Annotated in this window: 23 protein-coding genes, 1 other RNA gene and 1 pseudogene; 12 read left to right on the forward strand and 13 right to left on the reverse strand. The window is 33.8% G+C overall.

Annotated elements, in window-relative coordinates; all coding sequences use genetic code 11:
- The first annotated feature begins 289 nt into the window (after positions 1-289).
- On the forward strand, positions 290-1,753 hold the full coding sequence (gene rpoN / locus K0R77_RS15755) for an RNA polymerase factor sigma-54 (protein ID WP_300354480.1): 1,464 nt from the start codon (positions 290-292) through the stop codon (positions 1,751-1,753).
- Positions 1,754-1,810: 57 nt separating this feature from the next.
- Here the strand turns inward: rpoN and K0R77_RS15760 are convergent, their stop codons facing one another.
- Both K0R77_RS15760 and K0R77_RS15765 read right to left on the reverse strand, forming a co-directional pair.
- The gene (locus K0R77_RS15760) at positions 1,811-2,485 is read right to left on the reverse strand and encodes a beta-carotene 15,15'-monooxygenase (protein WP_300354482.1); all 675 of its coding nucleotides are present in this window, start codon (positions 2,483-2,485) and stop codon (positions 1,811-1,813) included.
- Positions 2,478-2,969, reverse strand: a complete 492-nt coding sequence (locus tag K0R77_RS15765; protein WP_300354718.1) for a sigma-70 family RNA polymerase sigma factor — start codon at positions 2,967-2,969, stop codon at positions 2,478-2,480. Before K0R77_RS15765 ends, K0R77_RS15760 begins: the two co-directional genes overlap by 8 nt.
- Positions 2,970-3,156: 187 nt before the next feature.
- Here K0R77_RS15765 and rnpB point away from each other — a divergent pair.
- Positions 3,157-3,485, forward strand: an RNA gene (gene rnpB, locus K0R77_RS15770) — RNase P RNA component class A.
- A 106-nt stretch (positions 3,486-3,591) separates the two neighbouring features.
- On the opposite strand, the gene K0R77_RS15775 is transcribed toward rnpB, so the two are convergent.
- Complete coding sequence (locus K0R77_RS15775) at positions 3,592-4,461, reverse strand: polyphosphate kinase 2 family protein (protein WP_300354484.1); 870 nt, start codon at positions 4,459-4,461, stop codon at positions 3,592-3,594.
- Positions 4,462-4,588: 127 nt separating this feature from the next.
- Entirely contained in the window at positions 4,589-5,056 is a 468-nt protein-coding gene (locus K0R77_RS15780) for a DUF1573 domain-containing protein (RefSeq protein ID WP_300354487.1), read from the reverse strand.
- Between the two features lie 128 nt (positions 5,057-5,184).
- Between K0R77_RS15780 and K0R77_RS15785 the strand changes: the two genes are divergently transcribed.
- From K0R77_RS15785 to K0R77_RS15815, 7 genes and pseudogenes are all read left to right on the forward strand, one after another.
- Positions 5,185-7,818 carry a valine--tRNA ligase gene (locus K0R77_RS15785; RefSeq protein ID WP_300354490.1) on the forward strand — a complete coding sequence of 878 codons (2,634 nt, stop codon included), beginning with the start codon at positions 5,185-5,187 and terminating at the stop codon, positions 7,816-7,818.
- Positions 7,819-8,016: 198 nt separating this feature from the next.
- Positions 8,017-8,277: pseudogene (locus tag K0R77_RS15790) on the forward strand (GIY-YIG nuclease family protein); the annotation flags it as partial.
- 7 nt (positions 8,278-8,284) lie between these two features.
- Positions 8,285-8,926 (forward strand): DUF4241 domain-containing protein, encoded by a 642-nt coding sequence (locus K0R77_RS15795; RefSeq protein WP_300354493.1) that lies wholly within the window; start codon positions 8,285-8,287, stop codon positions 8,924-8,926.
- Positions 8,927-8,987: 61 nt separating this feature from the next.
- A complete protein-coding gene (locus K0R77_RS15800; RefSeq protein WP_300354496.1) occupies positions 8,988-9,875 on the forward strand; it encodes a ribokinase in 888 nt (295 codons plus the stop codon).
- Between the two features lie 93 nt (positions 9,876-9,968).
- Positions 9,969-10,808, forward strand: a complete 840-nt coding sequence (locus tag K0R77_RS15805) for an alpha/beta fold hydrolase (protein WP_300354499.1) — start codon at positions 9,969-9,971, stop codon at positions 10,806-10,808.
- Between the two features lie 102 nt (positions 10,809-10,910).
- Positions 10,911-11,555: an HD domain-containing protein gene (locus K0R77_RS15810; RefSeq protein WP_300354501.1), complete on the forward strand. Its 645-nt coding sequence runs from the start codon at positions 10,911-10,913 to the stop codon at positions 11,553-11,555.
- Between the two features lie 38 nt (positions 11,556-11,593).
- The gene (locus tag K0R77_RS15815; protein WP_300354503.1) at positions 11,594-12,184 is read left to right on the forward strand and encodes a hypothetical protein; all 591 of its coding nucleotides are present in this window, start codon (positions 11,594-11,596) and stop codon (positions 12,182-12,184) included.
- 52 nt (positions 12,185-12,236) lie between these two features.
- On the opposite strand, the gene K0R77_RS15820 is transcribed toward K0R77_RS15815, so the two are convergent.
- From K0R77_RS15820 to K0R77_RS15860, 9 genes are all read right to left on the reverse strand, one after another.
- Positions 12,237-13,127 carry a DUF72 domain-containing protein gene (locus tag K0R77_RS15820; RefSeq protein WP_300354505.1) on the reverse strand — a complete coding sequence of 297 codons (891 nt, stop codon included), beginning with the start codon at positions 13,125-13,127 and terminating at the stop codon, positions 12,237-12,239.
- Positions 13,128-13,166: 39 nt separating this feature from the next.
- A complete protein-coding gene (locus K0R77_RS15825; RefSeq protein WP_300354508.1) occupies positions 13,167-13,736 on the reverse strand; it encodes a hypothetical protein in 570 nt (189 codons plus the stop codon).
- Between the two features lie 36 nt (positions 13,737-13,772).
- Positions 13,773-13,973, reverse strand: a complete 201-nt coding sequence (locus tag K0R77_RS15830; RefSeq protein WP_300354511.1) for a helix-turn-helix transcriptional regulator — start codon at positions 13,971-13,973, stop codon at positions 13,773-13,775.
- The gene (locus K0R77_RS15835) at positions 13,970-14,425 is read right to left on the reverse strand and encodes a hypothetical protein (RefSeq protein ID WP_300354514.1); all 456 of its coding nucleotides are present in this window, start codon (positions 14,423-14,425) and stop codon (positions 13,970-13,972) included. The genes K0R77_RS15830 and K0R77_RS15835 overlap by 4 nt, the downstream gene beginning before the upstream one ends.
- A gap of 211 nt (positions 14,426-14,636) precedes the next feature.
- Positions 14,637-14,873, reverse strand: a complete 237-nt coding sequence (locus K0R77_RS15840) for a hypothetical protein (protein ID WP_300354517.1) — start codon at positions 14,871-14,873, stop codon at positions 14,637-14,639.
- Between the two features lie 3 nt (positions 14,874-14,876).
- A complete protein-coding gene (locus K0R77_RS15845; protein ID WP_300354520.1) occupies positions 14,877-18,287 on the reverse strand; it encodes a T9SS type A sorting domain-containing protein in 3,411 nt (1,136 codons plus the stop codon).
- Positions 18,288-18,595: 308 nt separating this feature from the next.
- Entirely contained in the window at positions 18,596-20,254 is a 1,659-nt protein-coding gene (locus tag K0R77_RS15850) for a ribonucleoside-diphosphate reductase subunit alpha (protein ID WP_300354522.1), read from the reverse strand.
- Positions 20,255-20,570: 316 nt separating this feature from the next.
- Positions 20,571-20,858 carry a hypothetical protein gene (locus tag K0R77_RS15855; protein ID WP_300354525.1) on the reverse strand — a complete coding sequence of 96 codons (288 nt, stop codon included), beginning with the start codon at positions 20,856-20,858 and terminating at the stop codon, positions 20,571-20,573.
- A 363-nt stretch (positions 20,859-21,221) separates the two neighbouring features.
- The gene (locus tag K0R77_RS15860; protein ID WP_300354528.1) at positions 21,222-22,196 is read right to left on the reverse strand and encodes a ribonucleotide-diphosphate reductase subunit beta; all 975 of its coding nucleotides are present in this window, start codon (positions 22,194-22,196) and stop codon (positions 21,222-21,224) included.
- A 433-nt stretch (positions 22,197-22,629) separates the two neighbouring features.
- On the opposite strand from K0R77_RS15860, the gene K0R77_RS15865 reads away from it, so the two are divergent.
- The 3 genes from K0R77_RS15865 (at position 22,630) to K0R77_RS15875 (ending at position 25,960) form a co-directional block, all read left to right on the forward strand.
- A complete protein-coding gene (locus tag K0R77_RS15865; RefSeq protein ID WP_300354530.1) occupies positions 22,630-23,319 on the forward strand; it encodes an ABC transporter ATP-binding protein in 690 nt (229 codons plus the stop codon).
- 81 nt (positions 23,320-23,400) lie between these two features.
- On the forward strand, positions 23,401-24,630 hold the full coding sequence (locus K0R77_RS15870) for an ABC transporter permease (protein ID WP_300354533.1): 1,230 nt from the start codon (positions 23,401-23,403) through the stop codon (positions 24,628-24,630).
- Between the two features lie 58 nt (positions 24,631-24,688).
- Positions 24,689-25,960 carry an ABC transporter permease gene (locus K0R77_RS15875; protein WP_300354536.1) on the forward strand — a complete coding sequence of 424 codons (1,272 nt, stop codon included), beginning with the start codon at positions 24,689-24,691 and terminating at the stop codon, positions 25,958-25,960.
- Positions 25,961-25,969 lie beyond the last annotated feature (9 nt).

A 25,969-nucleotide genomic window follows, 5' to 3' on the forward strand; every position in this document is an offset into this window, starting at 1 on the left:
TTGACTGCTTGGTTCTTCTTAGCCCATATCGCAGCGACATCCTTTTTTGTTATTCGGCAAAAGCACAGGCACAAAAAATATACAGTCAAGAGCTGGAAAGAACTCCTAATTATTAAAAATAAAGTAGAAGTTTACATATAAAAAAATAAAAAATCTCACACAGTAAGCATGAGATTTCCAAAATAATATCTATACATACCACATATAGCAAAAATCGTGCTAAAAGTTATTTTTATCAAAAAATATTTACTAAATTCGTGGAATACCATATGTTTAAATCACAGTCGATATGCTAAAACAACATTTACAACTTAAATTAGGACAAAAGCTTGCTCCTCAGCAAATCCAACTGATGAAGCTTATACAACTTCACACCTTAGAGTTTGAAGAGGAATTGGAAAGAGAATTAGAAGAAAATCCTGCTTTGGAAGTAGCAAAAGAAGAACCAAAAGAAGAAGAGTATTCTTCATTGGAAGATTCTTATGAAACGGAAGGTACAGAAAGCATTGAAACTGATTTTGATGTGAATGACTATATCTATGATGACGAGCCTAATTATAAAACAGCATCAAGTAATTATTCTGCAGATGATGAAGATTTTGATAACGAAAGTCTTTTAACTGAAGGTCAGTCTTTATATGATTATCTGATGGAACAGATTAACCTGATTAACATCAGCCAGGAAGATTTAAAGATTGCCGAATATATTATTGGTAATTTGGATACTGATGGCTATTTAAGACGTGAAGTCAAATCTATTGTGGATGATTTGGCGTTTTCACAAGGTATTTATACTTCAATAGATAAAGTTGAAGATATTTTGGAAAATTATATACAGAAACTTGATCCTTCCGGTGTTGGAGCAAGAGGTTTGCAGGAATGTTTATTGTTACAGATTGAAAAGAAAGTAAGTTCGAATAAAGCTGTTTCTTTAGCTGCGAATATTTTGAGATTCCAATTTGATGCTTTAACCAATAAACATTACAATAAGATTATTCAGAAATATGATATCGAAGAGGAAGATTTAAAAGATGCCTTGGAGGAAATCGCTAAGCTTTCTCCGAAGGTAGGAGGTAATTTTGATACTCAAACCATAACGATCAATCAGGAAATTATTCCGGATTTTGTCATTCAGGTGAAAGATGGAGTGGTGATTCCGATGCTGAACAGTAAAAATGCGCCGACTTTAAGGGTTTCTGAGGAATATAAAGATATTTTAACTACTTATTCTCACGATAAAAATTCTTCTGAGCACAAACAGGCCGCATTATTTATTAAACAAAAATTAGATGCCGCAAAATGGTATATTGATGCTATTAACCAACGTCAGAATACCTTATTACAAACCATTAATGCAATTGTAAAATTCCAGCATAATTATTTTATTACAGGTGATGAAAAATCTTTGAGACCGATGATTCTTAAAGACATTGCTGATATTACGGGTTTTGATATTTCTACCATTTCAAGAGTTGTAAAAAGCAAATATGCAGATACACCGAACGGAATTCTTTATCTTAAAGATTTATTTTCTGACAGTTTAACGAATGATGATGGAGAAGAAGTGTCTACCAAAGAAATTAAAATGCATCTGCAGGAAGTCATCAGTAAAGAAAATAAAAGAAAACCGCTTACGGATGATGCTTTAGTCGTAATCCTAAAGGAGCAGGGCTATAACATCGCAAGACGAACAATTGCCAAGTATAGAGAACAACTAAACATTCCTGTTGCAAGATTAAGGAAAGAATTATAAAACAAAAAGCATTTCAGAATTTTGAAATGCTTTTTTTATATATTAAACTTTACAGCTTTATTTTTCCTGAGAATCTATTTCTTTGAGTTGATGAAGATTTTTATCGAGTCTTTTGATAAGAATTCCGTAGACAAGTCTGTAATATGCCCAAATGAGAATAACACAAAGAACAGTACTTATTATAAAGCTAATTGTAAAAGCTACTACGGAAGAATTTGCGAGCTCAGTATTTTGATTTTGAATAGCATAAATTCCAAAAATTGTAAGAGCAGATGTAACGATAATTACGATTAAAATATTAGTCAAAATAAATGCATTGACTGTTTTTTTAAACCGTATAATTCGGGAGATAAATTCTTTTAGATCTTCTTCAACCTTTATTTTACGATAGTTTTGATAAAATTTTATAACAAAATAACCTGTGATGAATAAAGTGAATATCTTTATAACTAGATAAATAGTATCAAGGATGTTTTCTAATTGTTCATTTTTTTCAACCCCTAATTTTTGCAGCGAAGTCAGAAAAGTATTAGATGCTTTGTTCTGAAAAATATAAAATAATCCGAAAGCTGTAAAAACTATAAATTCGATAACGCTTATCCAAAAAATATATTTCACATAATTACGTGATTTTTTATTTAACATCTGAAGAATCTCATTGTTATCATATTTTGGCTGAACTGGCTGTTCCTGCCAGGTTTTCTTAAAGCTATCTAAATCAAATTCAGGCATGTTTTTCCATTTTTTCTTTAAGGACTTTCTTTAGTCTGTTCATCTTCACCCGTGCATTTACTTCGGTAATCCCGAGGTTTTCCGCAATATCTTTATACGGAAGATCATCCAGATACATCATTACAATCGCTCTTTCAACATTCGGAAGAGTTTTGATTACGGTATACAACAACGAAATTTGCTGTTGCTTATCGTCATCATCTTCAATGAAATCTCTGTGATTGATATCCAGTTCGTTGGTTGGTAAGCTTTTACTTTTCTTTCTGAAAAGTGTGATTGCAGTATTCAGAGCTACACGATACATCCAGGTCGATATTTTTGAATTTCCTTTAAATGAATCATAGCTTCTCCACAATTGCAAAACAATCTCCTGGAAAAGATCTTCTTCATCTTCGAGAGAATTGGTATATAGCCGCGAAACTTTTATAATCAGGCCTTGATTATCTTTTATAAGCTGGGCAAATTCTTTCTCTTTAGAAATCAAAATAATATATAATTGGCACGAAGATAATAATTCTTGGTCAATTGTCAATTTTACTTCGCAACTCAATTGTGCATTTTCTTTTTAAAATTTAATTCAATAGTTTTAAAAATTGGTAGCGAAGTTGAATTGACTATTCACCATTAACAAAATGTCAATTTTCCTCACATTTTATATATCTTTGCAGCCACGAGAAAGTCGGCTTGTTGATTCTTATTTCGGTAAGGGTAGGAAAGTCCGGACACCATAGAGCAGCAAAGCGGATAACATCCGTCATCCGTGAGGATAGGACAAGTGCAACAGAAAGCAGGTACAGTTCGGCTGTAGTGAAACCAGGTAAACTCTTTGCGGTGCAATGATAAGTATATCGGTTCTTTTCAGAAATGAAAATAGGGGCGGCTCGTCCTGAAAGCCGAGGGGTAATCAGCTCAAGTTTTGCAGCAATGTAAGACGTAGATAAATAACAGGCATCCCTAATTGCTCGGGATACAAAATCCGGCTTATAGATTTTCTCGTGATTTTTATTAGAATGCCACGAATGCACGAATCTTTTTAGAGATTTTTATTTTATATTCGTGCATTCGTGGCAATTTAATTTATATATTTTTAACTCTAATTGAGTATTCTACTCGCTTTCCAACTGTTTTTTAGCATTATCCAAACCAGCTTTATCTTCTTTTGACAGTTCAGGGAATTTCAAATCCATTTTCTCTAAAGTATCAATAATAATCTGTATTGCAGATAATCTCGCAAACCATTTATTATCAGCTGGTATGACGTACCAAGGCGCTTCATCTTTTGATGTTTCGTTGATGGCAGTTTCGTAGCAGTTCATGTATTCATCAAACAAAGCTCTTTCAGGTAAATCTGCTGCAGAGAATTTCCAGTTTTTTTCCTGTTCGTTGATCCGGTCGAGAAGTCTTTTCTTTTGTTCGTCCTTTGAAACATGAAGAAATATTTTAACAATGGTGGTTCCGTTTTGAGCAAGATGTTTTTCAAAATTTCTGATACTTTCGTAACGGTTTTCCCAGAATTTATCATCAAAATCTTTTACAGATTTCCATGTTTTTTCGCTTAAATTATATTCGGGATGAACTTTACAAACCAAAACACTTTCATAATGCGAACGGTTAAAAATTCCGATCATGCCTTTTTGAGGTAAAGCTAAATAATGTCTCCACAAAAAATCATGAGAATATTCTTTGGAGCTCGGAGTTTTAAAACTGGTCACATTACAGCCTTGTGGATTCACACCTCCGAAAACATGCTCAATGAGGCTGTCTTTTCCCGCAGCATCCATCGCCTGAAGTATGACCAAAAGAGATTTGCTCCCATCTGCGTACAATTTTTCCTGAAGTTCACGAAGTTTTTCTTTTTCCGCAGTAAGTATTTCAGTTCCTTCTTCTTTGGTAAGCTTTCCTACATATTCTGTTGAAGTTTTTTTTATTGAGAATTTTCCTTTCACAAGGAAATCATCTGAGAAATTATTTGCCATATAGAATGATTAGTGAGTTAATTTGATTTGAAATATTCAGATTTTTTATTTAAATAATTCAAACATTACATAAATATAACAAAAAAACCGCCTCTGTTGAGACGGTCGATATTATTTTAAGATAATATTAATTTTTTACAGCTACCTTTTTTGCAGCTTTAGCAGCTTTTTTGTCAGCTTTTGCTTTAGCTTTTAACTCTTCAGGAGTTAAAGGTTTTGGTTCAGGAGCATTTGCGTTTACATCACCTTTGATGTAGATTACGCTTCTGCTGTTTACAGGGTCGTTAGAAAATACTTCGATCATTTTGTTGAAAGCACCGGGATTAGCTGTAGCGTATCCAACTTTGATTTTAGCAGATTTTCCAGGAGCGATAGGATCTGTGCTGAATTCAGGAGTTGTACATCCGCAAGATGCTTTTACATTTGAAATAATCAAAGGCTTGTCACCTGTATTGGTTACATTGAAAAATCTGTGTCCATCTGAATTTGGTTTAATTGCACCATAATCAAAAGTAGTTTTGTCGAATGTAATTGTTTGTGCAGATGCTAAAGCAATCGTTCCGAATAATGCAATTCCTGCAAATAATGTTTTCATATTCTTGAATGTTAATATGTTTGTTAGATAAATTTTGAGAAACAAAGTTAAAAATTATTTTAATTAATGCTTACATTTTTTTACTTTAAACTATTTTTGCAGATTATAAGTTAAAGAAACCAGAATTTATGCAGATTTCAGAAAAATATAACCCACAGGATACAGAACAGAAATGGTACAATTACTGGCTGGAAAACAAATATTTCCACTCAGAACCTAATGAGAAGCCGCCTTATACGGTTGTAATTCCGCCGCCAAACGTTACAGGAATTTTACATATGGGTCATATGTTGAATAATACCATTCAGGATGTTTTGGTTCGTCGTGCAAGAATGCAGGGCTTCAATGCTTGCTGGGTTCCGGGAACAGATCATGCTTCGATTGCTACTGAAGCGAAAGTTGTTGCTAAATTAAAGTCTGAGGGAATCAATAAATCTGATATCACTCGTGAAGAATTCTTGAAACATGCTTGGGAATGGACTGACAAATATGGCGGAACTATTCTTGAACAACTAAAAAAGCTGGGTTGCTCTTGTGACTGGGACAGAACACGCTTTACTCTTGAAGATAAAATGTCTCAACAGGTAATCAAAAGCTTTGTTGATTTATACAATAAAGGTCTTATTTACAGAGGATACAGAATGGTAAACTGGGATCCAGAAGCAAAAACTAATATTTCTGATGAAGAAGTAATTTTTAAAGAACAAAACGGAAAATTATATTTCCTTAAATATAAAATAGAAGGGACAGAAGAATTTCTTTCGGTAGCTACAACACGTCCTGAAACTATTTTCGGTGATACTGCTGTTTGTATCAATCCAAATGACGAAAGATATGCTCATTTAAAGGGTAAAAATGTTATCGTTCCGATTGTCAACAGAGTCATTCCTATTATTGAAGATGAATATGTTGATATTGAGTTTGGAACGGGAGCTTTGAAAATTACTCCGGCTCACGACATCAATGACTACGAAATCGGACAAAAGCACAATCTTCAAATGATTGATTCGTTGGATGATGACGGAAATCTGAATGATCACGGTTTACATTACGCCGGTAAAAGCAGATTTGATGTAAGAAAGCAAATCGCAAAAGAATTAGAAGAAAATGATCTTTTGTTAAAAGCAGAAAATTACGTAAATAAAGTGGGAACTTCTGAAAGAACGGGCGCGGTTATTGAGCCTAAAGTTTCTGTTCAGTGGTTTTTGAAAATGTCTGAAATCGCAAAGCCTGCATTGGATGTTGTGATGAATGATGAAGTAAAATTCTATCCTGAAAAGTTTAAAAATACCTACAAACATTGGATGGACAACATCCGTGATTGGAATATTTCTCGCCAGCTTTGGTGGGGACAGCAAATTCCTGCGTTCTATTATGGTGATGGAGAAAATGATTTTGTAGTTGCAGAAGATAAAAACCAAGCTCTTGTAGTTTTAGAAGAGCAAAAAGGAATTATAGCTCAGCTTGAAGATTTAAGACAAGACGAAGACGCTCTTGATACTTGGTTCTCATCTTGGCTGTGGCCAATGTCGGTTTTCAATGGTTTGATTGAAGAAGATGATGAATTTTTTGATCCAAATAATAAAGATTTTGAGTATTATTACCCGACTTCAGATTTGGTAACAGGTCCGGATATTATTTTCTTCTGGGTTGCCAGAATGATTATGGCCGGATTGGAATTTAAAGGAGAAGTTCCGTTTAAAAATGTTTATTTTACAGGAATTGTAAGAGATAAGCAGCGAAGAAAAATGTCTAAGCAATTGGGCAATTCACCAGATCCTTTGGATTTGATTTCTCAATATGGTGCAGACGGAGTACGTGTTGGAAGTTTGTTGAGTTCAGCTGCCGGAAACGATTTGTTATTTGATGAAGATTTGATGGTTCAGGGAAGAAATTTCATGACAAAAATCTGGAATGCTTTCCGTCTAATTCAAAACTGGAACAAAGAAGACAAACCGCTCATTGCATCAGATAACGAAGCAATCGAATGGTTTGGGCATCAATTAAATAAAACAATTATCGAAATTGATCAGCAGTTTGAGAAATTCAGAATTTCTGATGCGTTACATTTGATTTATAAATTAATTTGGGACGATTTCTGCGGATGGTATCTTGAAGCCATCAAACCAAATTATGGAGAAGGTATTTCTAAAGAAGTTTATGATCAGACGATTATTTATTTTGAAGAATTAATGAAACTTTTGCATCCGTTTATGCCGTTCTTGTCAGAAGAATTGTGGCAGTTGATCTCAGAAAGAAAAGCTGAAGATGCTTTGGTAATTGCTCAGCAGAAAAAAGGAGAAGAATTTAACGAAGATAAAATCAAAAACTTTGAAATTGCTAAAGAACTGATTTCAGGTGTGAGAAATTATCGTCAAACTAAGGGGATTTCTCCAAGAGAAACTGCAGAAGTTTACACCAATGCAACTCAATTTGAAAATGAAGCAGTTGTAAGAAAATTAGCCAACATTTCTAAAATTCATTTTGGAGAGAAAACTGATAAACCAAGTTTCACTTTCTTGGTTGGTTCAACTGAGGTTTCAATTCCATTAAGTGAAAATTTAGATTTGGAGGAAGAAAAAAAGAAAACAGAAGAAGAAGTAAAATACCTGAAAGGATTTTTAATTTCTGTTGATAAAAAACTTTCTAACGAAAAATTCGTTGCCAATGCAAAACCTGAAGTGGTAGAAGTTGAGCGCAAGAAACAAAAAGATGCCCAGGATAAGATTACTATTTTAGAAGAAAAACTGAAAAGTTTGTAAAATTTAGAATATCCATAAAAGTATCGGTTAATTTTTTAAGATCAAAAAACTAAAAAAAGATAGTATTATATTTGTCAGGCTGAGCGGAGGCGAAGTCTTTTTTAAGCGAATGAAACAGTATTTCGTATATGTTAAGACAATTCCTATTATACAGGTGTTACCAATAATCTTGAAGTAAGACTTTCTCAACATCAAGCTGGTAAGTTTCCTGAGAGCTATACTCATAAAAGAAGACCGGTAGAACTTGTCTTCTTTTATGAATTTAACGATATACTTCAGGCAATTGCGTTTGAAAAACAAGTGAAAGGCTGGAGTAGGAAGAAAAAAGAAGCTATTATAAATGATAATTGGGGAAAATTAAAACAATTATCAATCTGTCAAAATAATACTCATTCAGATAATAAAGAAAAAAGCAAAGGCTTCGACTCCGCTCAGCCTGACATTGAAAACAATTTGTAAAACAATAATGACACATTTAGAAAACATACAAAAACTATTCTCAAAAAACTTCGTAGAAAGTCCGCTTCTCGAGAGTTTTGATGTGGGGAAAATATACCTTCCAACCGGGAAACTGGTTGCTTGCGATCCTTTGATTACGAATGATATGCAGGCTTTTACGGATGTTTTTCCCAAAGGAGATTTTTCTGTCTTGCTTCACAAAGAAAGAGAAAGCAATTGCGTTGCTTATGCTGAAATTGTTTTTAACGAAGCACAAATTACATCTTGGAAATTAGCGACGACTGAAAGTCAGAATATCAAAGATTTGGCTGAAGGTGAAGTTTTCGGTTATCCTGTAGAAAGCGGAATGGGCTGTTTTATGGATGTTGAAACACAGAAAAGTCTTAACGATTTAGAGCAAAAATTATTTCATAGAAAAGGAGATGATTTTATGGGGATTTACGAAGAGTTTTTCCATGAGCATTTTTTTGACGAAAACGGAGCAATCGATCAATATGCGTTTCTAAAACCTTCAGAAGAATTGCCGGGAACTATTTTCGGCTTTGAAACCGGTTATGGTGAAGGTTTCTACGCTAGTTATATTGCTTATGATAAAGCTGGTCAACCTGTAAAAATCATTACTGAATTTATAGAGATTTTAGTGAATTAAAAATATTTGGTTTTTATAAGATTAAGTTGTTTAAATTTACTGATAGCTAAAAATACAAAATATGAATTTTACCCCGGCACAACCCAAAATAGTCGTTGTTGGCAGCTGCTCATTAGACTTAGTTTTATATACTGAAAAGATACCTTCTTCTAATGAAACGGTCATGGCAAGTCACTGTGATAATTATTTTGGTGGTAAAGGTGCGAATCAGGCAGTTGGAACTGCGAGATTAGGCGCAAATGTTTATTTTATCGGTTGTGTGGGAGTTGATCCTCTGGGACAGCAAATCATGAGAAATCTCGTCGATGAAAACGTTAATGTAGGCTTTGTTACTGAAACTGATCAGGATTCTACGGGAACCGCATATGTTACAAGTTCAGATGGTGATGCTGCAATTGTAGTAGTTCCTGCTGCCAACAAATATCTTACAACTCAAAATGTTGAAGAGGCAGATCGATATATTCACGCAGCAGATATGATTCTTCTTCAGTTGGAAATCCCAATGAATGTCGTAGAATATACTGTTAGAAAAGCAAAAAGCTATGGGAAAATGGTGGGTTTGTACGCATCTCCGGGACGACTTTTGAGCAATGAAATTATTGAAAGTGCTGATTTTATTATCGCCAAAAGCAGTGAATTGGAAATTATTTTCGGAGAAGACCAAAAAGAAAAAGTTCTCAAGAAATATTTTAATAAAGTTTTTATTCGGGATGAAACCAATTCTACCGTTTTTTTTGACGGCACAGAAATGAAATACTTCAGAAATGAAAACGAAAGCATGGTTTACAAAATGGGAATGGGCGATGCATTTACTTCAGGCTTTGCCATTGCATTATGTCATCAGAATTCCATTGAAGACTGTGTCAAGTTCGGAAATGAAGTTTCATCAAAGGTTTCATTAGGAAAAGGCGCACAGACTGCACTTCCTAAACTTTCAGAATTTATCTGATTACCTTATTTAACGCATATCGAAAATTTAAAAATCATTCAAAACTGATGATAAAAATATCCACTTTTACAGTGGATATTTTATTGTAACCGCATGGAAAAACTAATCCTCCAGACTGAAGACGAAATTCAAATAACGGCATACATTTTCAAACCTGAAAAAAGCAATCATAAAGTTTTACTGATTAACTCTGCTACCGGAGTAAAGCAGCAGATTTATTTCTCTTTTGCTCAGTTTTTTGCTTCAAAGGGTTTTACCGTTATCACCTATGACTATAGAGGAATTGGTCTTTCAAAACCTCATAAAATGAGAAATTTTCAGAGTTCCATGAGAATTTGGGGAAGTCAGGATTATAAAGCTTTAACTCAATTTATCATAAAGAATTTCCCAGATCATCAGAAATTTTGCCTCGGGCATTCTGTAGGAGCTTTAATTCTCGGGATGAATAAAGATTCTGAAATATTTGATGAATTTATTTTTGTCGGAACTCAAAATGCTTTCATCGGACATTTAAAATGGCGTACAAAAATTGAAGCTTTATTAGGTTTTGGGATCGCTCAGCCTTTATTTACAGAACTATTCGGTTATTTTCCAGCACATTGGTTCGGTCTTGGAGAAAGTCTCCCAAAAAATTGCGCTTATGACTGGAGAATCTTAATTTTGAACCCAAAATCTACCAATAAATTATTGCTTAAAACGGATGATTTTTCGAAAGATTTAAAACAAAAAGTTTTCGTAATTCAGGCTGAAGATGATGTTTGGTTAACAGAAAAAGGAGTAAAATCATTATTAAATGACACTTATCCGAATCTGAAACCGACATACAGACTAATCAAAACTTCAGAATCTGAAAAAGGTAAGATAGGACATATCAATTTTTTCAGAAGTTATAATAAAAATCTTTGGGAAATTATTTTAAAAGAAATTCAATAATATTTGAATCAAGAATTCCACTCCTTTGGAGGGTTGGCAAAATTTGAAAAATTTTGACGGGGAGGTTTAAAAAGTAATCCTAAGAAAAAAATAAAATCAACAATGAGCAACATCATACAAAACACAGTACAATTCGTAAAAGAAAAACTTGAAGGTGCAGAAGCAGGACACGATTGGTTTCATATCGAAAGAGTCTGGAAACTTTCCAAAAAAATAGCAAAAACTGAAAACTGTAATCTTGAAGTTGTAGAGCTTTCTGCATTGCTTCATGATATTGCCGATCCTAAATTTCATGATGGAGACGAAACTTTAGCTTTAAAAATCTCAAGAGAATTTCTTGAAAGCCAAAATGCAGATGAAGAAATTATTCAACAGGTTTTGTTTGTTATCCAGAATATTTCATTCAAAAATAGGGGAGAAGCGCCTAAAGATTTACCGATTGAATTAAAAATTGTACAGGATGCAGATCGTATTGACGCAATTGGAGCAATCGGAATCGGAAGGACGTTCAATTTCGGAGGCTTTAAAAATAATCTGATGTATCATCCTGATCTCAAACCTCAGTTAAATATGTCAAAAGAAGAATATAAAAAATCAAACGGAACAACTATCAATCATTTTTACGAGAAACTTTTACTGTTAAAAGATTTAATGAATACCTCAGAAGGTAAAAAAATAGCCGAGGAAAGACATGATTTTATGCTAAATTTCCTCGACCAGTTTTATAAAGAGTGGAATGTTGATTAACATTCCTTCAAAACATCTCTAATGATTATCTTTGCACTATGGGATTTATCATTTCTATCATTTTTTTTTCACTGATTCTTTCGCTTTTCTTATTTAAAGTGAAGTCCGGACAGTTTGCTAAATGGGCAAAGATTTTTCGGATCTTTACTTTGGTGTTTTCCATTTCACTTTTTACGTATTGGTTTATCAAAAAAAGTTCGATTGGTATTGTGAGCAATGCTGTTTCATTACAGGTAATTAATAAACTTCCGCAGCCGCTTGATTTTTATGTGATTAATGTCAATAATCTCGATAAAAGCGGAACATTTGAAACGAAGCACATTGGTAAAGTACGTCCCGAATATTACAGAATCGAGCATCTTAAATTAACCAAATCTGATCAGTATTGGATCGCCGGTTATCTTGGAAAGAAAAACTTGGTTTATTTTTCCCAACACGCTGTTCCCAATAAAAATATGGATCAGATCGTAGAAGTTCAAAACTACATCATTCAGAGTGAAAAGCTCTCCGAACAGGCAAAAAAGCATGTAGAAGCCTACAATTTTGAAAATATGCAGACAGGAATTTGGGTGACACTCTGTTTTCTTCTGATATTTTTGAATGTTTCTCTGATGGTGAGAAAGAAATGATTATTTTTCTAAACATTTTTAGGTTCGGATAAGAAATAAAAATGACGTAGCATTAAAATAAACTCGGCATATTTTCCTGTCCCATTTTTGGAATAATAATATCAGTTTTCCATTCTTTATTCATATTCTCTATAAAATATGCTGAAAGCAATGGTGAAGCTTTTTCAAGGTTTTGATGTACAAAGAAATATAAGTTTTGTAAACCCTCTTTTTTCCATTTTGTAAGATGTTTCAACCAATCATCTAATCTTTCGTAATCACTTTCGGCATTAGCTCCAACATATCTGATGAATGCATTGGGTGTAGTAAGACGCATGTGAAGCATATCTCTTCTTCCGGCGGTGTCAACGATAATATTCGTAATATTATTGTTTTCAAAAAGGCTGCATGTTTTATCGAAAATCTCTTCATCAGTAAACCATTCTGTATTTCGAAGTTCAATCGCTAAAGGAACTTCTTTAGGCCATTTATTGACAAATTGCTCTAATCTTTCGTAATCTTTTGGTTTAAAATTATCGTGAAGCTGTAGAAAAACCATTCCTAATTTTTCGTCAAAATTTAAAACTGCCGTTGCAAACTGAGTGACAACATCGTCAATATTCAAAAGTCTTCTGAAATGGGAAACCGTATTTGTAATCTTAGGGAAAAACTTAAAATCTGCCGGGGTTTTTTCTTTCCATGTCAAAACCTGTTCAGCAGTGGGCATTCCGTAAAATGTTGCATTCAGTTCAATAGAATTGAATTGTGTGGCATAATAAGTCAGTTCGTCTTTTGTTCCTTTAGGATAAAAGCCTTTTAAGTCTGTTTTATTCCATTTTGCACATCCGATAGAGATGTTTTCAAGTCCTTTTTTATTCTGCTTTAAAATTTCTTTGGTTCTCGAATGATCTTTAGGTAATGTAAAATCTATTTTTGAAGGATCTTCTACTTGTCCGAATTTCATAACTGTTGATTAAGTTTTGGGATATTAAAAATAGTAAATCTAATTAGATTTAAAAAGTTTTTCTGCCGTTTTTAGATATTTAGTCTCAACTTTGTTTTTACCTATTCGAGTAAAGAATTTTTCAGGATAAAACGCATTAACAAGCCATTTATTTTTTATTTTCTCATTGATGGTAGTCTTTCCAATCGCTAGATTTTTCCTAATATTGAGGCGTTCATTATTTATGCTTTCATATCCCTTAATGTTCTTGTCTGAAATGTCAAAACCATACCATTCTCCATTTTTCTTTAAAATTATTGGTTTGTAATAAGTTCTTCTATGAACGAATTCACCGTTTTCATTTTTCACAAGATAAATGATTGCATAATCATAAACAGAGTATCTGATTTGATTCATGTGGGTAAATGAATTGAAGACGAGAGTGTCTGCTTTAATCTCGTCATCAAAAACCTGTTCCACTTTATAAACATTTCTATATTTTAGATTAAAACTGTCATCGGGTTTTACTCTTTCGACCGAAATTTTCTTGCCTACAAATGCATAAATTTTAGATTGGGAATAAAAAATATGTATAGCCAGAATTAGGAAAACGGTGGTTAGTTTTTTCATTGATTTTAATTAGAAATAATCAAATACAATTTACAATTAATCTCTCTCCTCCAACTCAAAAATATCTTCCACCTTTTTCTCAAAATATCTTGCAATTTTCAAGGCTAAAACCGTTGACGGAACATATTTTCCGGCTTCCATGGCATTGATGGTCTGTCGGGAAACTCCGATTTTTTTTGCGAGATCTTCCTGTGTGATATCTTTTATGGCTCTTTCGAGTTTAATTTTGTTTTTCATTTTTTAAGTAATAAATAGTTAAATCTGAAAGCATAAAGAACCAAAGGTAAAAACATAATCAGAATCATTGCTGTAAAGAAAAGACTTCCAAAGATGGTTAAAAATAAAAGTATAACGATAAAATAGGTCACAATCAAACTCCAAAAAACAGATTTTAACCTTAAACTTGATATGTATTCATCCTCAATTTTCTCTTTTGAAAAACTTACCATTATTCCACCAATAATAATTAACATTCCAAAAAGATTTGGAAGGAAATCTATTTCCGTATTTTTAAAAAATCCTGATTCTTCGTTACTCAAAGGAAATCCTGAGTTATAAAAAACAGGCAAAGTGACGTCGGGAAAATCAAAAACATCAGTTAATGATAATATTCCTAAAATTAATGATGGAATAAAAATAAACCAACCGATATTTTTAAAATGATTTGGGAAAAGTTGTAATGTATTCATGTTTGTAATTTTTTAATTATTCAAATGTAATAAATATTTTACAATATGTAAAGTTTGTTTTACTTTTTTATTGATAATTATTTGAAAATTTTACTTTTTCATATTTCCTTATGCTTAAAAAACATCTGTTAAATCACTTCCTTCTGTTAAGCAAAATAAAACCCTCTATGCAAAACTTAGAGGGTTATTATATTTCAGATTAAATAAATCATTAAACAACTTTTTTTCTTTTGGCGACAAAAACCATCAAGGCTAATGCTGTGGTAAGAAGTATCAGAACATACTGATCAATTGGTGCTGTATTCGGATCACCCGGATTTCCGGGAAATGTGTCTTCTTCCGAAAATGTGCTGGAAGATTCCTCATAAACGAACTGGTTTTCTGAACTTTCTTTCGCAAAACTAAATGTAGAAAGTACTATTGAGCAAGTTATTAATATTTTTTTCATTTGTTATTTTATTAATTTTTTAATGTATTCTTTACCTTCAGAAATAGCTTTTAAGATATACAATCCTTTATCGTCTAATTTTATACGAACCAATTTTGAATTTTCTTTTATCTCTTGGATTTTTCTTCCAGTTGCATCAAATACTTCTACGGTCTCAATATTTTTATTGTTTCTTACATAGAAATCTTCCCCATCTCTGTAAACCTCTAAAGTATTTTTTTGCACTTCTGAAGTAGAAAGTACATTCAGTTTATAGACAATTTCAAATCTGTTTCCAAATTCTCCCGCATTTGCAGCAAATGAATACGCCTGATTCTGAAGATTTGTATAAGTTCCCAACTCTTTATCATGAAGATAAATAGCTTGTCCGTTATTGAAAATGCCCTCTTTCTGAACTAATGAAATCGTAAAGTTTCCGTTTTCAAAATGTTTTGCGCCTACCGGAACAATATCATTGATATCGAAATCTGCTTTCCCCTGAATAATCAGTTTCTGAGTATCTGCAAACGTGTAAAAAGCATCTGAGCCTGTTGCCATTGCTTTAGAATCATAATTGTCAAATGAATCTGATGCGGCATTTATATAAGCCACCGCCATAGTATTGCTGGTGTTGTATGGGGAATTTAATCTTAACCAAAATTTGCCTTCCGTTGAAGAATTATTTTTATTGAAGAAAGTTCCCGCTGTTGCCACTCTCATCTCGTTGGTGAAACTTAGAGAAGTATCCACAGATGAAGATAATGTTTTCACAAAAAATGCCTGACCTACAGGAGCAGTATTTCCGGTAGGTACTGTCGAAATATTCGGAGCAGGAACCCAAACTTGCGTCAGCGGATTATAGGTAGCATACCCAATGTTTGTAGTCGTTGTTCCTCCCTGAGTCGTTACAGAATTACTTGTATTGTCCCAGAAATAGAATGTATTCAAAATTCTTGCTGAGTTGGCAGTGTAGAAAGTATCTAAATTTAGATTTGAAGGATAAGGATTTCCAACTAAGTTAAATCCGTTTGTAGCAGTGGAAAGCATATACGTCTGAGAACCGTTATTAGGAACTCCCGTGAATGTAACAGATGCATTGGCAACCGGAGTTTTAATAGAATATCCTTTACCGAACAATGAAATAGGTGAGGCTGCATTCACAAAATAATTAGTTGCCGTATTGTATTCTGTAATGAATGCCGGAGTAATTCCTGTACCATATATTGCATTAAGATTCTGAGAGACTACCGGAGAAGACCAGAAAGCGTACTTATCAAAGTCACTTGTTGAGTACTTTTTTACTTTGAAAGTGCCGGTATAATTTAATGTAGAACCATCTCTTTGGATTAGGTTACCACCATTTTTTATCGTTACATCAGCGGCGTTGATTGTGTTTCCTGATGTAATCTCTAAAGCTGCGCCGTTATTAACAATAATATTTTTTGCTGTGAAAGCAGGATTGGATGCTGTAGAATATGGTGCATTGATGATTGCATTTACTGAGGCTGTAGGAATGCCATTACTCCATATTGTTCCGTTCCAGATGGTAGTAATTAAATTGTTGCAATTATTTGAAAAATTAATATCCGGATAAGTACCTTGCACTTGTACCAAATCCGCATCATCAACACAAATGGAAAGATTGCTGTTGTAATTATAAAAATCATAAACTTGCTCCAAAGAATTGTTTCTTAGATTAGCAGAAATAAGATTAGTCATATCATATAATGAAATTATTTCTAAGTCTGATAGGGTGGAAAAATCTAATTGTGTAATTAGTGGGCAATTTAAAACCCCCACACTTTTCACGTTTATATTGTTGGTGGAAGTACTTAAATTAGCTAATAAAGGTAAATCTGCAATATGTAATGATTCCAAAGCTCCATTTTGAGATATATTTACTTCAGGAAGAAAGTCATTAGATTCTAATACCAAAGACTTCAAAGCAGTACAATTTCCTATATTTAACGAGTTTATTTTAGTGTCTTTGATATATAACTCCTCAAGACCTGAACATTGAAGGAGATTTAGTGTATTGAGATCGGGAAAAGAATTGTGCAAAAAATTGTTCCCTATAATAAGATATTGTAGGCTAGAACAGTTTTGTAAATTTAAACTTTTTAGATCATAGTTTCCCCAGATTTCTAAAGTCGTAAGAGCTGTACAATTTTGCGCATTAATTTGTTGCAGATTCTCAGGTAAGTCTATTGGATTTGCCACATTATGCACATCGAGTGTTTGTAAGTTAGTCAAATTACTTACATTGATACTCGTCATAAAAGAAGCAGAATTAACTATATTTATTTCTTCAAGTGATGGGCATACTATGAAATCAATATTACTGATTGGTTGGTTATAAGCTAAAAGTTTTTTTAAGTTTGGAAGGTCTGTAAGATTAATAGAGTTCACTTTTCCTAATATTACGCTACCAAAAGATGATGATGTATAGCCATAACGATTATAGAAGGCGCAATCCAATTCTTCAAGATTGACCAATCCGGCACCAGAAAAATCAATGTTGGGAGCATTAAGACCTTTTATTTTATTTAAAGAAGGACATCCGTTTACATTGATTGCAGATAGATAAACTGCACGACTGTCATAATAATCGCCATCTAAAATAATTTCATAAAGAGAAGTACAGTTATTTGCAATCAAATTAATTTCTTGATCATCTGTTTGTGAATCTTGTGTGTTGGTAATATTAATCGTCTGCAATGTTGCAATATTGGGAACCGATAATTTTACAAGACCTCTGCAATCATCAATATTAATTGATGTTAAATTGATATTTTCAAAGTACAGTTCAGAAACTAATTTGTCATTCAGAGCCAATGCACCGTTAAACTGCGGATTATTTTTAATTCTGAAAATAGCTTGCCCTAAAAAAGAAGGATGATAAAATGCACTAATATCATTCATTGTTAGAATCGACGGACAATTATCAATGGTAAAATCTACAGGAAAAAAATCAGATTCATAGAAATTTCCGTTGAAAGATCCCTCGTCGTAAAACCAACGATTCATACACATCAGTTTTTTAATTTTATTATTATTTACAAAACTGATATTTGCATTTTTAGTATCTGAAATATAGAGTTCTTCAACATTTGTAAAAAGCAAAGCATCAGAAATATTTTCTGGAAGATGATTAAAATAGTAAGGGAAATTAATTTCTCCAGTTGCTACATCGTACTTCTGAGTTGCATCCATTTTTACATCCAGAATCACCACCTGTTGCGCTTCAGAAACCTGAATTTCATCATCTCCATTAGCATCAATAGCAATAGAATTTCCGTTGATGTCTTTGGCAATTCCGTTACTTGCATTTGAACTTAAGATTAATGCTTTAAATTTAGAATCAGTAAAATTGAGATTTTTTGTGTAAGCAAAAGAGAAAAAGCTTACACAAAAAATAAGTAAATTTTTTTTCATTTTGTGTTTTTTTTAATGTTTTTATTAAACTTAAATAAATTAATTTGTAAATATATTGATTGATTTTTATTTAAATAATTGTATATTTTATATGATTGTGGATATATGGATATGATTATTATTAATATATAATTTTATGAATAGAATAAATGTTGACATACTTAGTTTATGTTTCTTATCAAAAAAAATTATGAAGTAAAAAAATAAATGAAAAAGATGATATACGATATAAAACGCTTAAAGTAATGACAATTGTCCACAAAAAAAGCACGTCAATTGACGTGCTTCAAATCTGTATGATTTTTTAGTTATGCTTCACAAGCTGAACAGCTCACAAAATTCACCATCATTTCTTTAGAAACAGACGAACTTCTTTGGTAATACAAAGTTTTCACCCCTTTCTTCCAGGCTTCAATGTAAAGATAGTTTACATCTTTTACAGGCATCGTAGACGGAATCTGTAAATTCAGAGATTGTGCCTGATCAATGTATTGCTGTCTTTGTGCAGCCTGCGAAATAATCTCCATCGGAGAAATTTCTTTGAATGTTTTGAATACTGCTTTTTCCTCGTCAGTCAGTTCATTCAGGTGCTGAACTGAACCGTGATTTAGCATAATAGTTCTCCACGTATCTTCATTGTCAAGACCTTTTTCTTCCAGCAATTTTGCCAAATATTTATTCTTACGCATGAAGTTTCCTTTTGCCAAACCAGCTTTGTAATAATTTGAAGCAAAAGGCTCGATTCCGGGAGAAGTCTGTCCCAAAATTGCCGAACTTGAAGTAGTGGGAGCAATCGCCATTGTTGTGGTATTTCTCAAACCATAACCTTTTAACAATTCTGGTTCTCCATAGATATTCGCCAACTCTTTTGAAGCTTGATCCGCTTGTTCTTTGATGTGTCTGAAAGCTCTTGCATTGAATTGCGTAGCCTCAAAACTCTCAAACGGAATCATATTTTTCTGTAAGTAAGAATGGTAACCCAAAACGCCCAAACCAAGTGCTCTGTGACGCATTGCGAAGTTTCTTGCACCTTGAAGGTAATAATTTCCTTCCGTTTTTTCGATAAATTCAGATAAAACAGCGTCAAGGAAATAAATTGCAAGCTTTACAGCATCCGTATCCTTCCACTCATCATATAATTCTAGATTCATAGACGAAAGACAGCAGATGAAAGATTCTTCTCTGGTAGATGGAAGCATGATTTCCGAACAAAGATTACTTGCATTCACCGTCAATCCAAGGTCTTTATAAACCTGAGGTTTGTTTCTGTTCACATTATCGGTAAAGAAAATGTATGGAAGACCTTTTTGCTGACGGCTTTCCAAAACTCTTGCCCAGATTTTACGTTTATCCATATCACCGTCAATCATGTCCTGCATCCAGTAATCTGGTACACAAATTCCGGTAAACAGATTCTGAATCGGACTTCCGATGTCTTTAATTGATAAAAATTCTTCAATATCTCCGTGGTCAATATCTAAGTAAGCTGCAAATGCGCCTCTTCTTACACCGCCCTGAGAAACAACATCCATCGCTGTATCAAACAGCTTCATGAACGAAACCGCTCCCGAAGATTTTCCGTTGTCGGTTACTGCTGTTCCTCTGTTTCGAAGTTCTCCGAAATATCCAGAAGTTCCGCCCCCGATTTTCGTCTGCATGATCACTTCACCCATTTTGTGGGTAATTCCTTCGATGCTATCCGGAATATGAACGTTGAAACAAGAGATTGGAAGACCTCTCTGCGTTCCCATATTCGCCCAGACAGGAGAAGAAAAACTGATCCATCCTTTCATGATCATTTCCTTGAAAGCCGGCTGAAGTTCAGGTTTGTATAATTTTTTTGCTGCTGCGGTAGTAATTCTGTCGATTGCACCGTCTACGGTTTCGCCCTTCAGAAGGTAACCTCTGTTCAGCATTTGCTCAGATTCTTCGTTGAGCCACCAGATATTGTTGTTTTGTTCTTCCATTTCTTATATTATAAAATGCAACCTGTGCATTGTTTTATTAATTTTTTTTAGGAGCAGAAAATTTTGTTTTTCTTTTCATTTGTGTACCTGCTTTCGCTACTCGCTTTTTTCTTTTGCAAAGAAAAAGAGCTCAAACATACCGCTCAATCAGGGCTAAGACGATGGTTTGTTATCTTTACTTCTGAATCACGTCATTGCGACTGCTTTGTCATTGCGAGGAACGAAGCAATCCCAACTTAAATGCTTCGACAAGCTCAGCATGACACCTCTAATGCTATCTGTTTCGACGCTCGCTTCGCTTGCGCCCTTATTTATTTCAAACAGGCTGTAAAAATTCTACTTTATGAGAATCATTAAGTCCGCTTTCATCTCTTAATTTCTGAAATTCTTTGAAAGACGTAATATTTAAAACTTCATTCTGTACTTCTTCGTTTTCATAATTTGAAAAATGCACAAACGTAACACCGTCTTCCTTTACAAAAACTTTATACTCAAATTTTGTCTGATCCAAATTTTTAAAATCATTCAAAAACTTTTGAATGTTGCTTTTGTTTTCTGAAACAAATTCAGGTTTTACGGTATAAGTTACGATTACATTGATCATATTTTGTCTTTCTTATTGTCAGAACGGAACATTCTCTTAATAATATTAATCTTTTAACTCTATCTTAATGTTTAATAACGATTAGGTCAATTTAAGTTTTACGAATATTAAGGTTGAGGTTCTTCACTTCACTGCGTTCTGAATGACAGATTTCTAATACTAACTGTTTTGCCGCTCGCTTCGCTCGCGCCCCGACTTGAACGGAGCTCTTTTTGTTATTGCGACTCACTATTAGTTCGATAAATTGCTTCACATTGTTCGCAATGACAAAAAAGCGGGAGTGGAAGGCGGAAAACGGCGCTCAAAAAACTACCCCATCAAAAATTTTCTAAATTTTTACCACCCCTTCAGAGAAGGGGAATTTTAAAATAAATCATTCGCTGTAATACTCTTATCATGCTTTGTATAATCCACCGGTCTTTTTGCAAAGAAATCATCCATAGAATTGGCGAAAACTTCCTCTTCGAACCAAACCATCGGGCGATATTGTTCTGGAGTGATGTTGTAACGGGTTTGCATGTTGATTTTCTTTAAACTGTCGTCAACACGGTATTTCATGAAGTTTAACAAATCTTCTTTGGTAAAAAAGCTGAATTCTCCCATTTCAAAGATCCAGTCGATGATTTCACCTTCCAGTTCGATAGATTGGTCAACTAAAGTATAAATATCTTCAATATCAGAATCAGTTAAAAGATCAGGTTGCTCTTCACGGATTTTATTAATTAAGTAAATTCCTGCATTGGCGTGAATCTGCTCATCAATAGAAGTCCATGCAATAATATTGGAAACATTTTTCATGTACCCTTTGAATCTCGTAAAAGAAAGGATGATCGCAAATTGTGAGAAAAGCGATACGTTCTCAATCAGAATACTGAATAATAAAAGAGAAGATACATACTCTTTCGGAGTGGTAGAATTGGCGTGTTTCAGGACATTTGATAAGAAATCTATTCTCTTTTTAAGAGCAGGAACTTCTACAACGTGTGTAAAAGCTTCATTATAACCCAAAACTTCCAGCAAACGGGAATATGCTTCCGAGTGACGGAATTCGCATTCTGCAAACGTAGCTCCAAGACCGTTTAGTTCGGGCTTCGGCATGTGGCTGTATAAATTTCCCCAGAAAGTCTTTACCGAAACTTCAATCTGGGCAATCGCTAAAAGCGCATTTTTTACGGCATTTTTTTCATGAGGTTCAAGTTGTGACTGAAAGTCCTGAACATCTGCTGTGAAATCAACTTCTGAGTGTACCCAGAATGATTTGTTGATGGCTTCTGTAAACTGAAGAACTTCAGGATACTCAAACGGCTTATAGCTTACTCTTTTATCAAAAATTCCCATATTAAATTGTCATGTCTTTAAAAAATTATAAAAAATAGATCACTGTGTATAAAATTCAGGAGACTAGTAAGTTTCTGATTTGTTGAAAGTTGTAGTTTTAACTTATCAACATAAAAAGCACCTCATCTCTCGTACCGTGCGAAGCACAAAGTTAGACAACGCAGACCTATTTTAAAAGGGGTAAAGACTAAATGGTTGAGTTTTAACCTTAAAAGTTTTCCACATTTACATAAAACTCCCTCTGATATTGGTTTATAGCTAGTTAAGTATTAAAAATAAATGTTTTGTGCTGTTTAATGTTAAACAATGTGCTGTAATTTTTTGAATATTAATAGCTTATATATTAAACATTAAATTATTTAAAGAAATTTTTATTCTTGTAACAAAACCAAAATATATTCTACTTATTGGAAATAAAAACAGCAATCACTCAATGTTAGTAATTCAGAATTTACATAAATCATACGATACAGGAAAGAGTAAACTGCACGTTCTCAAAGGTATTAATCTTAATATCAGCGAGGGTGAATTTGTCTCTATCATGGGAAGTTCGGGATCAGGAAAATCGACTTTATTGAATATTATCGGGATTCTTGACGAAAAAGACAGTGGTGTTTACGAGCTTGACGGAATTCCTATTGAACATCTGAACGAAGTAAAAGCAGCTGAATACCGTTCAAAATTTCTTGGTTTTGTCTTCCAGTCTTTTAATTTGATTGGCTATAAAACTGCTTTAGATAATGTTGCGCTTCCTTTATATTATCAAAATGTGCCAAGAAAAGAACGTAATCTTAAAGCAATGGAATATCTGGAAAAAGTTGGTTTGGCGCAATGGGCAACCCATCTTCCAAATGAGCTTTCGGGTGGACAAAAACAAAGAGTTGCGATTGCAAGAGCATTAATTACCAATCCAAAAGTAGTTTTGGCAGATGAGCCGACCGGAGCATTAGATTCTAAAACCACTCACGATATTATGAAATTGCTTCAGGATATTAATAACGAAGGAAAAACAATTATCGTAGTAACGCACGAACCGGATGTTGCTGCACAAACCAAAAGAAATGTAATCCTGCGTGACGGAATTATAGAAAGCGATGAGTTTATAAAGCAGATTGTGCTTTAATTTTTAAAATAAAAATCAACTGAAAATTTAAAGTCATTAATTTTTAATCTTTAAATTTTTTAATCATTTAATAAAGAAAAAATGTTTGACCTAGATCGTTGGGAAGAAATATTCAGTTCTATTCGCAGTAACGTATTGCGAACGGTACTTTCGGGCTTTACGGTAGCTTTGGGTCTGTTTATATTTATCGTTCTTTTCGGAATAGGAACCGGGCTGAAAAATGCTTTTACACAAGGTTTTGCGAGAGATGCTCAAAATCTGATCTCCATTTTTACAGGAAATACGACGGTTGCTTATAAAGGTTTGCAATCGAATAGAACCGTGACCATGAATAACGAAGACTATGATTTCTTAATCGATAGCGATAAAGAAAAAGTAGGGTATTCTACACCGAGATATACTGCCAATCTGATGGTGAAATACGGTAAAGAAAGTGGCAATTACCAGATCAACGGAGCAGATCCTGAAGAAAAATTTATTGAAAACAGGAAAATGCTCGAAGGGCGTTACCTTACACCCGGAGATTTGCAGAGAAAGCAAAATGTTGCGGTTGTAGGAAGGATGGTGCAGCGTGATTTAATAAAAAACGGAAGTCCTGTCGGGAAAGATTTAGACATCAACGGAACGATGTTCAAAATAGTCGGGGTTTTCTCAGATGACGGCGGCGACTGGGATGAGAGACATATTACAGTCCCGATTACGACTTTGCAGCAAATGAAAAAAGGTTCGGATACAGTGAGCGGAGTTTATATCGCTTATGACGAGAATATGACACCCGAACAGGCCATAAAATATGGTGATCAGCTTAAAGAAAGGTTGAAAGCCCGGAAAAATGTTTCTCCGGATGACGAAAATGCAGTCCGTGTGTGGAATAATGCTCAGAATATGAACGAAACTTTCATGTTTATGGCAGTTCTTACAGGAATTGTAACCTTCATCGGATTAGGAACTTTGCTTGCAGGAATCATCGGGATCAGCAACATCATGGTATATATCGTGAAAGAAAGAACCAAAGAAATCGGAGTACGAAAAGCCATTGGAGCAAAACCACGAAGCATTGTTGCTTTGATTGTTCAGGAGAGTGTGGTAATTACCGTAGTTTCAGGATTTGTTGGAGTAGGATTGGGAGTTTTGGCATTGCATTTAATTGGCGACAGTCTCGAAGAATATTTTATCAAAGAACCGAGTGTAGGATGGGGAACTATCTTTATGGCATTCATAGCATTGGTTTTTTCGGGTTTGATTGCCGGATTCGTTCCTGCATACAGAGCCTCAAAAATTAAACCTATAGAAGCTTTAAGAACAGAATAGTTTAATTGAAATATTAATGAGATAATTGAAAATGAAATTCAACTCATAACTGATAAAAATGAATATTTTATTTAAAAAAGATACTTGGCAGGAGATTTATTATTCGTTAAAAAATAATAAACTCCGCACATTTCTTACCATGATTGGCGTGGGTTGGGGTATGTTTTTGTATGTGGTTTTACTGGGTTCCGCAAAAGGGATGGAGAATGGTTTTGATAAATTGTTTTCGGGATTTGCAACCAATTCTATTTTCCTTTGGGCACAGAATACATCAATTCCGTATGAAGGTTTTCCCAAAGGAAGAGATGTGAATCTGAAATTATCTGATGTTGAGGTTTTAAAAAGAAAAATATCAGATATCGATTATATTTCGCCACAGAACTCAAGAGGAAGTTTCACAGGAACACCCGGCGAATCGATGTCAAGGAATGGTAAAAATGCTACCTATTCTCTAACCGGAGATTACCCAATCGGAAATAAAATTTCAGAAAAGAAATTGATATTCGGAAGATATATTAATGATGCGGATGTTTCCGGAAACAAAAGTGTAGCAGTGATTGGGGAAGAAGTGTACAACAACTTTTTCGATTCAAAAAAGAAAGAAAATCCGTTGGGAAAATCCATTAACGTAAAAGGGCTTTTCTTTAATGTGATCGGAGTTTTCAGAGTGAGAAAAGGGGGTGGTTTTGAAAATGACCGTACCGTTTTTATTCCGCTTTCTACTTATACGAAAATGTATAATGCAGGGGAACAGATTGATATGTTTGCGATTGTAAGCAAGCCCAATGTTGATGTGAATACTGTTGAAGAAAGAGTAAAGACAGAATTAAAAGCCAAAAATCAGGTTTCGCCTGAAGATACGAACGCTTTCGGAAGTTTTAATTTAGGAAAAGAATTTAAAAAACTCACAGGGTTTTTAACTGGGATGCAGCTTTTAACAATAATCGTAGGAACTCTGACGATTTTGGCAGGTGTCATTGCCATTTCAAATATCTTATTGATTACCGTAAAAGAAAGAACCAAAGAAATTGGTATTCGGAGAGCTTTAGGTGCAAAACCATCTGAAGTGAGAAATCAGATTTTGTTGGAAAGTGTTGTCATCACACTTAGTTCGGGAATATTAGGTTTCATTTTAGGGATTTTTGTCTTAATGATATTCAATTCAATGACTCAGAATCAGGATGAATTTCCGTTTTATAACCCGACCGTTAATTATACCAATGTATTTGCAGCAATGTCTGTGATGGTGATTTTAGGTTTAATTATAGGAATGATTCCGGCACAAAGAGCAGTTAAAATCAGACCGATTGAAGCCTTGAGAAGCGAATAAAATTTTCGG

It is taken from the genome of Chryseobacterium sp. (assembly GCF_029240215.1).
Taxonomy (GTDB): domain Bacteria; phylum Bacteroidota; class Bacteroidia; order Flavobacteriales; family Weeksellaceae; genus Chryseobacterium.